The 12811-nt window shown below is 72.1% G+C and carries 4 protein-coding genes; 2 read left to right on the forward strand and 2 right to left on the reverse strand.

Going from position 1 to position 12811, the window contains the following annotated elements; all coding sequences use genetic code 11:
- Nucleotides 1-26: 26 nt before the first annotated feature.
- Nucleotides 27-4715 carry a hypothetical protein gene (locus tag ACFWB8_RS30885; RefSeq protein WP_385234418.1) on the reverse strand — a complete coding sequence of 1563 codons (4689 nt, stop codon included), beginning with the start codon at nt 4713-4715 and terminating at the stop codon, nt 27-29.
- A 272-nt stretch (nt 4716-4987) separates the two neighbouring features.
- Here ACFWB8_RS30885 and ACFWB8_RS30890 point away from each other — a divergent pair, with 272 nt between their 5' ends.
- On the forward strand, nt 4988-11422 hold the full coding sequence (locus ACFWB8_RS30890; RefSeq protein WP_385234421.1) for an RHS repeat-associated core domain-containing protein: 6435 nt from the start codon (nt 4988-4990) through the stop codon (nt 11420-11422).
- A gap of 66 nt (nt 11423-11488) precedes the next feature.
- On the opposite strand, the gene ACFWB8_RS30895 is transcribed toward ACFWB8_RS30890, so the two are convergent.
- Nucleotides 11489-11893 carry a DUF5997 family protein gene (locus ACFWB8_RS30895; RefSeq protein ID WP_385234424.1) on the reverse strand — a complete coding sequence of 135 codons (405 nt, stop codon included), beginning with the start codon at nt 11891-11893 and terminating at the stop codon, nt 11489-11491.
- Nucleotides 11894-11951: 58 nt separating this feature from the next.
- Here ACFWB8_RS30895 and ACFWB8_RS30900 point away from each other — a divergent pair, with 58 nt between their 5' ends.
- On the forward strand, nt 11952-12743 hold the full coding sequence (locus ACFWB8_RS30900) for a LysR family substrate-binding domain-containing protein (RefSeq protein ID WP_385234427.1): 792 nt from the start codon (nt 11952-11954) through the stop codon (nt 12741-12743).
- Nucleotides 12744-12811: the final 68 nt, after the last annotated feature.

The raw sequence follows: 12811 nt of genomic DNA on the forward strand, positions 1-12811 counted from the left end.
ACCCGCACGGACCCTCGCCCTACGCCTTACCAGGTGCCGGCAGGGGTGTCCCAGCTCTTCAGGACGCTGTTGTTGCTGTACTTGCCGTTCGCCCCCGCGGTGAAGGTGAACGTGGCGTACACCCCGTTGCCGTAGTCGTACAGGGCCGACATGTCGGAGCGGCCGTCGCCGTTCTCGTCCCCGGCCAGCGGCCAGGAGCGGTCGGCCTCCCAGTTGCCGGAGCCCGTGTCCACGGTCATCTCGGGCGTTCCGAGGGTGCCGTCGGCGCCGCCGGGGAACTGGAACAGACCCATGCGGCCGCTGCCGTAGCGGTACATGGCCGTGAGGTCGGCCCGGCCGTCCCCGTCGGTGTCCCCGGCGAAGAGCTTGACGGGGTCGAGCTGCCAACTGCCCGCCGGGGCGGACCAGCCGGACTGGTCGAAGCCCGGATGGGTGCCGTCGGGGCGGGCCAGGCCGGTGAAGACACGGACGGCGCCGTCGGCGTACACGTACAGGCCGATGATGTCGGTGCGGCCGTCGCCGTTGACGTCGGCGGCCGCGTACTTGGCGTTGTCGTAGTACCACCAGCCCGGGTGGGTCTCCTCGAAGCCCTTGACCGGCGCCTCGAAGCCGGTGCCGTCGCGGAAGCGGGAGGTGAAGTTCGCGACCCGCCCGTTGGCGTACCCGTAGATGGCGATCAGCTCGGCCCGGTGGTCGCCGTCGGTGTCTCCCGCCAGAAGCGTGGTGCGGTACCAGTCCCAGCCGGAGGACTGCAGCCATCCCGCCGGGCCGGCGTCGAGACCGCCGTCGGGCCGGGCGAGCCACGACAGCAGCCGCACCGTGCCGTCGCCGTAGAGGTACAGCGCCCCGATGTCGGTGCGGCCGTCGCCGTTGAAGTCACCCGCCGCGTACTTGGCGCTGGTCACGCACCAGCTGTTGATCGGGGCCTTCCAGGATTCGAAGGGGGCGTTCAGGCCGCTGCTCGGAGTGCCGAGGTGGGTCCAGAGCGCGGCTCCGCAACTGCCGTAGTCGACGATGGTGGCCATGTCGGAGCGTTTGTCGCCGTTGAAGTCGCCGGACAGGATGATGCGTGCCGTGCCCTCGCCCGTGCCGTACGCGTACCGCGTCACCGTGGCCGTGGTGCCGTTCCAACGGACGTAGCCACCCTGGAAGTCGGACCGCGCGCCGTTGGTCACGACGTACTCGTCGGAGGTGGGGAAGCCGAGCGGCCCGTTCTCCCAGCCCTGATCGGACCAGTGGCCGCGGATGGCCCCCAGTACCTCGTGCGCCCCGGTGTCCGGGCTCCAGTAGATCGAGTGCGGGGACGCGCCCGGTGTCCGGAAGTGGATGAACCGCCCGTACAGATCGGGGGTGTTGGTCGTGTCGGTGATCGGATAACCGGCCGAAGTGCCTCCGATCGAAAGGTACTTGGCGAGGATCGGGCCACACACCCGGTGCTCCCCGCTGTCCGCGGAGTTGAAGGTCTGGCAGGTGTTCCAGTCCGTGGTCGTGCTGTCCCGCAGCACCTGCGGGTTGCCGAAGTGGTTGTTGGCGCCGGCCGGGTCCTTGCCGTCCCAGGTCGTGAGCCGCCCGTCGTGGGAGAGGCTCCACAGGTCGGCCCATCCGTCGTTGTCGCTGTCCCCGTCGCTGGAGACGATGTGGTGCATCGCGTCCGTCAGGCCGGTCTGGAGCCAGCCGGGACCGCGGGTGCCGTACGCCTCGAACACCGGGGCGCCGGCGCCGTCGCGCCGGGACGGGTAGGAGTACAGGCGTCCGTCGCGCCGGTCGCGTGCCCACAGGTCGGGGAGCCCGTCCTTGGGCCCGGCGACGCTGCCGGTGTCACCGGGGGCGGCCAGGGTGAAGTCCTGCCAGCCGCCCTTGCCCACGAGCCGGGGGCTGCCCAGGGCGTTGGTGCCGTTCAAGCCTTTGAACAGCCACAGGTTGGTGCCGCCGCTGCCGTCCTCCTCCACGGTCAGAAGGTCGTAGCGGGGTGTCGAGGGAGCCTGTGTGCCGTCCACGTCACCGACGGCGAGGACCTGGCGGACCCGGGACCAGTCCGCCGCGTACTCGCTGCCGCAGGTCTGGTCGACCGTGTTGTACGGATTCACGCAGCCGCTGGTGGGGCGGGCGGTGCTCAGCCGCTGGGAACTCGTGAAGTACTGGCCGTCGTTGGCTGCGGGGCCGGTGCTGTTGGCCGTGTTCATGTAGTAGTACAGCTTGGCGTCGCCCGCCCGGTGCGCCCACAGGTCGTCCGCGTACGAGCCGTTGCCGCCGCGGTGCGTGGTGTCGACACCGGTCCAACTGCCGCCGGGGCCGCCGGAGACGAGGGAGGCCCGCTCGCCACCGGCGCCCGGGTCGCGGTTCTTCGAGTACATCCGCAGCTCGCCGGAGGCGTCCGGGACGAGCATGTCGAGGTACCCGTCCTTGTTGATGTCGCCGAGTACGGTCTTCGCCCGCGGGTCGTCGGGGGCGTAGAAGGCGTAGGAGAACTCGGGCGAGCGGTTGCCGGCCCGGTCGACGGCCCGGACGTGCAGGACGTTGGTTCCCCAAGCGGTGACCGGCAGGGTCAGGGCGGCGCGGCCCCCGCCGTCGGCGCTCGCGCTCTGCGCTCCGGTGGCGGGCAGCGCCCCGTTGAAGGACCACTCGAAGGCCTGGATTCCGGAGCCGCCCGCCGGGTCGGTCGCGGACAGGGTGAACGCCCCGGGGCTGCCCGCGGCCTTGGTGGGCGCGGTGGGGCTGCCGGTCGGCGGGAAGTCGGTGGAGGACACGGTCGGCAGGGCGGGCGCGCTCAGGTCCACGGAGAAGCTGCATCCGCGGGCCCAGGGGCCGGCGTCCTGGCCGTCGCCGCCGCGCACGTACCAGTCGTACTGGTGGCCGTCGATCAGGCTGCCGGCCGTGACGTCGACCTGGCTGCCGCTGGGCACGGGCTGGTTGGGCGTCCAGCCGAAGTCGTCCAGGCTGCCGCCCGCCGTCATGTCCCACAGGTTGAAGTTGGCGTCGACGTTGTCGCCGTCGGGGTCGGCGAGCGTGGCGTGCAGGCCGATGCCGCCGGTCGCGGCGTTGGTGTTGCCGATCCAGCCGCAGTCGCCGCGCGTCGGGTTCTTCGGCGCGGGCGACACGTACAGACTGTCCGGGGTGCTCGGCAGGGTGTTGTACTCGACGTACAGGAACGGCAGCGAGTGCGGGTAGCTCGACTTGCGCGTGTACCGCTTGAATCCGTTGCTGCTCGCGCTGGTCTCGTCCGCGCCGGACATGCCGAAGGTGAGGCTGGACCGCCAGCCCTCGTCCCGGATCAGCTGGGTGATGTCCCAGCCGGCCTGGTTGGTGCCGCTCGGGCAGCCCGCGCCGCCGGCGCTGCTGGTCGAAGTGCGGCCCAGGTAGCGCAGGTTGGCGGGCTGGTTGTTCCAGTTCGTCCCGGAATCGATCGAGCCGGTGAAGTTCAGGTCCACGGCGTGGGTGTTGGCGCACGTGTTGTCGGCCGCGTACGACTGGATGGCGTTGAAGGTGGCGAAGTTGACCGTCTTGCCCTCCGGGCTGAAGGACTCGACCTGGGCGAAGGAGTGCTCGCGGCCCTTGCAGGTCGTCGCCCAGCGCTGGTTGCCCACGCCCATGTCGTACTTGTTGCCGTAATCGTCGAAGTGTGTGGCGGTCTTGCAGCCCTCCTGGACCCACGTCCAGTGCTGGGTGCCGCGCGAGACCGGCTTCCAGCCCGGGTCGATGTACACCGGGTACACCGTGGACGGACCGGTCAGCAGGGCCGCGTCGGCCCTGACCGTCAGGGTGGAGCCGTCCGGGGCCGCGACGACGGGGGCGGTACGGGCGGCGTCGCCGGGGCCCTCGGTGTCCGAGACGGCCTTGACCGCGCCCGGCGGTGCGAGGGCCGCGGCCTCCTTCGCGTCCTGCCTGGCGAGACCGCCCTTGGGCGCGGCCGGCCGGGAGGAGTCCCACATCACGGGCGCGGGGGAGGTGAACACCTCCTGGCCCGCCGGGTCGGTGGCGGTGAGGACGCCGTCCCGGCGGGCGCTCACGCCCAGCCCCGCGGTGTGCATGCCCAGGCGGTACGAGGCGACCGCCGGGTTGCGTGCCGCCTCGGGCGTCTTGACCACGAGCACCTGGGTGAATCCCCCGTCGACCGTGGCGGTCACCGCCAGGTCGACGTCCGGGAGCACCCCCCGGTACGTCGCGGTCGCCCCGGCGACGACGGGCTCGGGCAGCGCGTCGGGCCAGGTCAGGTCCATCCCGCGGCCGCCTTCGGCCGTCAGGCGGGCCATGGGGGTCCGGCCGCCGGGCGACAGGGCCAGCCCCGACAGGGCAGCCTTGGGCCGCCAGGCCCCGTCGGCGCCGCGCACCAGGGTGGCGTCCAGCGGCACCCAGGTGCCGTTCTGCTTCGTCCGTACCGGGGCGGCCGTACGGGTCAGCGCGTACGTGCCGTCGGGCCGGGCCACGACGGTATCCGTCGCGGTGGTGCGCTCCGGCACGGCGACGGGCTTACCGGTGCGCCGGGCCTCGGCCGAGGCCACCGACTCGGGGGACGGCGCCGCCTTGGGCGGCGCCGGAGCGGGGGCGGCCTGTTCCTGCGGCGCCTGCAGGCCGGCGGCCCCCGGGGGTAACGGGGAGGGTGGCCCGGCGGCGCCCGCCGGTGGCGCGGTCGGCAGCCCGACGGCCAGGGACAGGCCGAACGCAGCAGCCCACCGGAGGGACCGGCGCCGGACGCGGTGCGCGTACATGGCTCTCATGCGGGGCTCTCCAGCGAGGAGGAGGGACGGGCGCAGCGGTGGTCGGACGGCCGCCGGTGCGCGGACGGCCGGAGTTTCACACGGCGGCGCCCGCTCGCGCGGGATTGTCATGGACGCGATGACCAGGGGGTGAGCGGAGGGCGACGGAGAGGGCAGCGCTTCTTGAGCGGAGGTCCAGCAGGCCCGCGTATTTCATTGATGGATCGTCAAGTCCTTTTGCACCAAGCGTTGTCGGATGCCGCAGCCTGCCGAACCCCGCCCGGAGGTCCCTCGTGCGTTTCGATCAGCTCCCGTCGCACATCCCGCCCTTACGCCGGCCACGCGGCCTGATCGCCCGGGCGGTGGTGGCCGCCGCGGTCGCGCTTGCCCTGGCGGCGCCGACGGCCGCGGCAACGGGAGCCGGCCACGGTCCCAAGGACGGGCGGCTGTGGGCGCCGCGCGAACTCGGCGCCGTCGCCTCGGTGTCCGGCAAGCCCGCACCCGCATCCCGGGCGGTCCCGCCCAAGGGGGACGGCGCCCGGCCCTGGCGGCCCGCCCGCACGGTCTGGCCGGCCGCCGCACAGGCGGAGGTCCGGCTCGACTCCGGGGCGGCCGGGTCCGCGGCGGCTGCGTCCGGGGCGGCTGGGTCCGGGGGAGGGGGAGCGGCGCAACGGGCCGGGGCGCTCCCGGTGTGGGTGGGCCCCGGCGCCACTCCCCGGGCCGGGGCGGCCGCCGCACCCGCACCCGCGCCCGCGACCGGGAAGTCCATCGCCCCCGCCCCCGCGACCGGCAAAGTCGCCGTAGCGCTGGCCGACCGGGCCGCCGCCGAACGGGCAGGCGTGGACGGCCTCCTCGTCTCGCTGGTCCCGCGCGAAGCCACCGCCCGCGGCGCGGCCCGCGTCAGCCTCGACTACACGGCCGTGAAGAGCGCGTACGGCGGTGACTGGGCGTCCCGGCTGCGCCTCGTGGCCCTGCCCGCGTGCGCCCTGACCACTCCGCAGCTGGAGCACTGCCGCACCCGGACACCCGTGCCCGGCGCGGTCAACGACCTGCGCTCCGCCCGGCTGTCCGCGGATCTCGACCTCGGAGCACCGGCCGCCACCGCCATGTCGCAGCTCGCGGCGTCCTCGGCCCCGGCGATCGTGCTCGCGGCGACCGCGGACGCGTCCGGTCCCTCCGGCGACTACCAGGCCACCTCCCTCTCGCCGACCGCCTCCTGGAGCGCCGGCGGCAACGCGGGAACCTTCGCCTGGTCGTACCCGATCACCGTGCCTCCCGCGCTCGGCGGCACCGCCCCTTCCGTCTCGCTCGTCTACAACTCGGCCTCCGTGGACGGCCGCACGGTCAGCCGCAACGCCCAGTCCTCCTGGATCGGCGACGGCTGGGAGTACACCCCGGGCTACATCGAACGCGGTTACGTCGGCTGCAAGGAGGACGGCCAGGACCGCAACGGCGAAGCCTGCTGGAGCGCGAAGCAGACCGTCACCATGGTCCTGAACGGCTCAGCCACCTCCCTCGTCCAGGACGACACCGACAAGAAGTGGCGCACGGCCGACGGTTCGCCGAGCCGGATCGAACCCGCGAAGCTCCCCGCCGGCGCCGCGAACGGCGACAACGACGGCGAATACTGGAAGGTCACCACCGCCGACGGCACCCAGTACTACTTCGGTGCCGAGTTCCGGCCCGGCACCACCAGCGGGGCCGGCTCCCACTCCACCTGGACCCGCCCCGTCTACGGGAACAACACCGGAGAACCCTGCAAACAAGCCGACTTCGCCCAGTCCTGGTGCCAACAGGCCTGGCGCTGGAACCTCGACCACGTCGTCGACACCCGGGGCGGCCTGATCTCCTACACCTACGCCGCCGAGGGCAACCAGTACGCCCGCAACCCCGACCCCGCCCACCCCGACGGCACCCTGACCCCGTACATCCGGGGCGGTCACCTGACCGAGATCGGCTACGGCTCCAAGCTCACCGACCAGACCGGCCCCACCGCCCGGGTCACCTTCACCAGCGCCGAGCGCTGCGACCCCGCCATCGTGCCCAAGGCCGACTGCGCCGCCGCGCCGACCAAGGAGACCGCCGCGAGCTGGCCGGACGTGCCGTACGACCGGAACTGCGCCGCCGGCAGCCCGGTGAAGGACTGCAAGAACTACTCGCCGACCTTCTGGAGCACCCACCGCCTCGCGCGGATCAGCACCGAGGTCATCACCGGCGGGGCCCCGGCCACCGTCGACGAGTGGAAGCTCGACCACGAGTACCCCAGCCCGAACGACGGCACCACCCCGTCCCTGTGGCTCACCTCCATCACCCGGACCGCCCACGACGGCCAGGCGGCCGTGACACTGCCGTCCGTCGACTTCACCGGCACGCTCATGCCCAACCGGGCGGACACCGCCACCGACAACAAGCCCCCGCTCAACCGGCGCCGGATGACCGCGATCACGAGCGAGTCGGGGCTGCGGACGGCCGTCGAGTACGCGGCCCCGGACTGCGCCCCCGGACAGTTCCCGGCGCCCGACGCCAATACCACGCGCTGCTATCCGGTCTTCTGGAACCCGGACCCGGGCACGACCATGGACCCGACCCTCGACTGGTTCCACAAGTACGTGGTCGCCGGAATCTCCGAGGTCGACGCCACCTCCGCCGGCGCCGACCCCTCCCCGACCCGCACCACCCGTTACGAGTACGTCGGCGGCGCCGCCTGGCACCGTGACGACAGCGCCCTGACCGTCTCCAAGTCCCGTACGTGGAACCAGTTCCGGGGCTACGGCGAGGTCATCGTCCGTGCCGGCAACACCCGGGCCAACGCCGTCGACAAGACGACCCAGAGCAGTAGCGTGTACCTGCGGGGCATGGACGGCGACTTCAAGGCGGACGGTACCCGGCGCGTCGTCGCCATCCCCGGCAGCCCCGCCTCCGACTCCCCGCCCCTGGCCGGATTCGTGCGCGAGAAGCGGGAGTTCAGCGGCGACGGCGGCGCACTCGTCGGCAAGACGGTCAACGACCCCTGGACCGGGGCGGTCGTCGCCCGTCACGAGCGCGGCACGGGACTGCCCGACGAGACCGCCCAGCTCGTGCGGACGGCGAAGAGCACCGGTACGGCGCTGTTGTCCGGCGGAAGCTGGCGCACCACCGCCAAGACCACCGGCCACGACCCGAATACGGGGGTCCCGGTGACGGAGCTCGACACCGCCGACGGTCTGCCGGACGCCTGCACCACGACCTCGTACGCCTCCCATACGGGCCTGGGCATCCTCGCGCTGCCCGTCGAGTCGTACACCGTGGCCGGGGACTGCTCCGTGGCCCCGGGAGCGACGGTGACCTCGGCCCACACCCGGACCCTGTACGACGACCAGCCCTTCGGCCGGATCGGCTCCGTCGGCGCCGTCACCACGGCGCAGGTCGTCGACGGCTACGCCGCGAACGGCAGCGCCCCCTCCCACACCCTTGACACGGCGACCGAATACGACGCGTACGGCCGGGCTACCAAGATCACCGACCCGCTCGGCAACACCACCTCCACGGCCTACACCCCGGCCTCCGGCGCACTGCCCATCCGGGTCTCCGTCACCGGGCCGATGGGCGCCGGCTGGACCAGCACGACCGACTACGCCACCGCCCGCAACCTGCCGGTACGGAGCACCGACCTCAACAACCGGGTCACCGAGATGGCCTACGACCCGGCCGGGCGCCTCACCCAGGTCTGGCAGCCGGGCCGCAGCCGGGCGAACCCGAGCGCGAGTCTCGTCTTCTCCTACGGCCTGAGCAAGACCGCGCCCAGCGTCGTGACGAGCAAGACGCTGCGCGATGACGGCGAGTACCAGACCACCCATCAGATCCTCGATGCCTTCCTCCAGGTACGCCAGACCCAGGCGGCCCCGGTGGACGAATCGCCGGGCCGGGTCCTGACCGACACCTTCTACGACTCGCTCGGGCGCATCGTGAAGACCAACCAGCCCTACTGGGACAAGACCACCGGCCCGTCGGGCAGCCGTTTCCTCGCCGCCGACACGGAGATCCCCGCGCAGACGGGAACCTTCTACGACGGCCAGGGCCGCAGCGTGGCGCAGACCCTCTCGACGCACGCCGTCGAGCAGTGGCGCACCTCGACCTCGTACGCGGGCGCCGACAAGGTGAGCACCACCCCGCCGGACGGCGCCACCGCGACCACCGTCGTCAAGGACGCCCGGGGCAGGACGGCCGAGCTGAGGCAGTACACGAACCGGGCGGACGTGGGCAGCGAGACCGGATCCGCCTTCACCGCCACCCGGTACGCCTACGATGCGCGCGGCAAGCTCGCGACGGTCAAGGACCCGGCGGGCAACACCTGGACGTACACCTACGACCTGCTGGGCCGGCAGACCGCCGTGGACGACCCCGACAAGGGCCACGGCGAGACGCACTACGACGCCGTCGGGCGGGCGGAGTGGTCCAAGGACGCCCTTGGTCAGATCCTGACGAACACCTACGACAAGCTCTCCCGCCGCACCGGCCTGTACGGCGGGCCCGTCGCGGACGCCAACCTGCTGGCGAGCTGGTCCTACGACCGCCTCGCCCGCGGCCAGGCCGACGGCTCCACGCGCTACGTCGGCGGCAAGTCGGGAGCGGCGTACACAAGCGAGATCACCGCTCTCGACACGGGCTACCGCCCACGCGGCACGAAGGTCACCATCCCCCAGGCCGAAGGGAAGCTGGCGGGCGTCTACACGACGGCCATCGACTACACACCGGTCACCGGCAAGCCCGTCTCGACCATCCTGCCGGCCGTCGGCGGCCTGCCCGCCGAGACCGTCACGACGGGCCTGAGCGACAACGGTCTGCCCGTCACGATGTGGAGCGAGGAGGCCGACTACGTCAACCGCACCGTCTACGACCCCTTCGGCCGGGCCCGCCGCGTCATCTACGGCGACGTCCCCAAGCAGATCGCCTACACCCCGCTCTTCGACGAGGCCACCGGCCGCCTGACGTCCACCTTCCTCGACCGGCAGACGGGACCGGGCGACACCCAGGTCACCGGCTCCGTCGACGCCACCACCTACACCTACAAGCCGTCCGGTGACGTCACCTCCGTCTCCACCCGCCGCGACGACGGCGCCGCCGGCTTCACCACCGACCGCCAGTGCTTCACGTACGACCACCTGAGCCGCATGACGGAGGCCTGGACCGACAAGGGCCCGTCCTGCGCGGCCGCGCCCCAGGCCTCCGACGTCGGCGGACCCGTCCCGTACTGGCAGTCGTACGGCTTCGACGTCACGGGCAACCGCACCAAGCTGGTCGACCACGGAACGGACGGTGCGCAGGACAAGACGACGGCCTACACCTCCCCGGCCCCCGGCCAGACCCGCCCCCACACCGTCACCTCGGCCACCAGGACCACCCCCGCGGGAGCCGTCGACACCGCCGCCTACTCGTACGACGACACGGGCAACACCCTGACCCGGCCGGGCGGCCAGACCCTGACCTGGGACCCGGAAGGCCACCTGGTGGGCAACACGGGCAGCACCTACCTGTACGACGCGGCGGGGCAGCGGCTGCTGCGCCGCGAACCCGGAAAGACGACCCTCTACCTCGGCTCCGACGAACTCACCCTGACGGCCTCCACCGGCAAGGTCACCGGCACCCGCACCTACGCGGGCTTCGGCGGCGGCCCCTCGATCGTGCGCACCCCGACGGGCCTGACGTACGAGGCGAGCGACCACCACGGCACGGCGACCACCACCCTGGACGCCGCGACCCTGGCGATCACCCGCCGCGCGCAGAAGCCGTACGGAGAATCCCGCGGCACGGCCCCCGCCGCCTGGCCGGACGACAAGGGCTTCCTCGGCAAACCCCAGGACACCACCGGCCTGACCCACGTGGGCGCCCGAGAGTACGACCCCGCCCTGGGCCGCTTCATCAGCGTCGACCCGGTCATGGACCTGGACAAGTCCCAGCAGATCCACGGCTACCTCTACGCGGGCGGAAACCCGGTCACCAACAGCGACCCGACCGGCCTGGACTACTGCCCGAGCACCGTGTGCAACCACTACAACCCGGACACGGTGGCCATGCTGCGGGACGAGACCCACGACGAAGGGGTGGCGACCGTCGAGAACACGAGGCGGCAGGAGAAGGCGCTGGGCATCCCGTGGCGCCCCTCGACGGTGACGTCCAAGCCGACACCGCCGCCCATCAAGCCGACGACCACGATCATCCACGTGACCAAAGAGAAGGAACCGGAGATCGGCCTGTTCCACTGGGATCCCAACTGCGGAATGTCCAGCTTCGAAGGCGCCTCGTGCACCATCCAGAACACGGCCGAAGGGTATGTGTCGATCATCACCGCGGGACCGCAGGGGCTCTTGCACTACCTGAAGGAGAACAAGCTGCCGGTACCGAGTTACCTGCAGGACATGGTGAAGACGGGCTCCTACGTCGGAGCGATCCTCACCTTCGGCAACAACCTCCGGGAGCAGGGCTACACCTATCAGGGCTTCTGGAAGGCGACCGCGGACACGGCTATGGAGCTGGCCTACGTGGGCCGGTGGACGGTGACCGGCATCGAGGTGGGCGCAGTGATCGGAGGTCCCGCGGGGGCCGTCATCGGAGGCTTCGTGGGGGCTTCGATCGGCGTCTTCACCGGTGACTGGACGGTGAACAAATTCAAGAGCTCCGTCAGCAAGGCCAACGACGATTTCGTGGACGACAAGGTCGTGCCCATGTTGAAGGGGCTGATGGGTAAGTAGCAGGTCCCCTGGCAAAAGCCCGAAGGCCGGCCCCGTCGTGGGGCCGGCCTTCGGTGCGGGGCAGGGTCAGGCGCGGGGGTCTTCGGTGCGGGCGGCCCGCTCCGCGTCGCGCTCCTTGATGCGGACGGCTTCCTTGCGGACGTCCGCCTGGGTGGCGCGCTCCTTCTGCAGCCACTCGGGGCTCTCCTGCTTCAGCGCCTCGATCTGCTCCGTGGTGAGCGCCTCGGTGACACCGCCGCGCGCCAGGCCGGCGATGGAGATGCCGAGCTTCGCCGCGACCACCGGCCGGGGGTGCGGGCCGTTGGCGCGCAGGTCCTGCAGCCACTGGGGCGGGTCGGCCTGCAGCGCGTTCAGCTCGGTGCGCGAAACGACACCCTCCTGGAACTCGGCGGGGGTGGCTTCGAGGTACACACCCAGCTTCTTGGCCGCGGTCGCGGGCTTCATGGTCTGGGTGGTCTGGTGCGACGTCATGCCGTCAAGAGTAGCGAGCGTGTGCGATCCCTCCGACCACGACCGGTAACCTGGCCGGGTGACAGGCTCGGAAGTACCTCCTTCGTTCCGGCTCGCGTACGTCCCGGGAGTGACGCCCACCAAGTGGGTGCGGATCTGGAACGAGCGGCTGACCGACGTCCCCCTGACCCTCGTCCAGGTGCCCGCCGGGGAAGCGGCCGAGGCGCTGCGGACCGGCGGGGCGGACGCGGGGTTCGTTCGGCTGCCGATCGACCGCACGGACCTCAGCGCGATCCCCCTCTACACCGAGGCCACGGTGGTCGTGATCCCCAAGGACCACCTCGTGGCGGCGGTGGAGGAGATCTCGGTCGGCGACCTCGCCGAGGAGATCGTGCTGCACCCCCTCGACGACACCCTCGAATGGGAGCGGCTGCCGGGGCGGCCCGCCCTCGAGCGCCCGGCCACGACGGCCGATGCCATCGAGCTGGTGGCCGCGGGGATCGGCGTCCTCGTCGTGCCGCAGTCGCTCGCGCGCCTGCACCACCGCAAGGACCTGACCTACCGGCCGGTCTCCGGCGCCCCCGAGTCGCGGGTGGCGCTGTCGTGGCCGGAGGAGAAGACCACCGATCTGGTCGAGGAATTCATCGGGATCGTCCGGGGCCGCACCGTCAACAGCACGCGGGGCCGTACGCCGACCCCGCCGCAGCCGAAGGCCAAGCGCAAGCCCGCGCCCGGGAAGGCGACGGGCAAGACCGGCGGCAAGCCGGCCGGCGCCGGCAAGAACCCGCGCGGTGGTGCCGGGGGCTCCGGCGGTGCCAAGGGCGGCGGCGGCAAGGGCGGCGCCAAGCGCGGCAAGCCCCGCGGCAGGTAGTCCTCCCTGCCCCCCTGCCCCCCTGCCCCCCCTGACACCCGCCCGGTGGCGGGCACGGCACCAGGCCG

Origin of the sequence: Streptomyces sp. NPDC060031 (genome assembly GCF_042736805.1) — a bacterium.
Lineage (GTDB): Bacteria > Actinomycetota > Actinomycetes > Streptomycetales > Streptomycetaceae > Streptomyces.

Coding starts and splice junctions, on each gene's coding strand:
- ACFWB8_RS30895 (WP_385234424.1), bottom strand. CDS start 11,893: ATGACGTCGCACCAGACCACCCAGACCATGAAGCCCGCGACCGCGGCC.
- ACFWB8_RS30885 (WP_385234418.1), bottom strand. CDS start 4,715: ATGAGAGCCATGTACGCGCACCGCGTCCGGCGCCGGTCCCTCCGGTGG.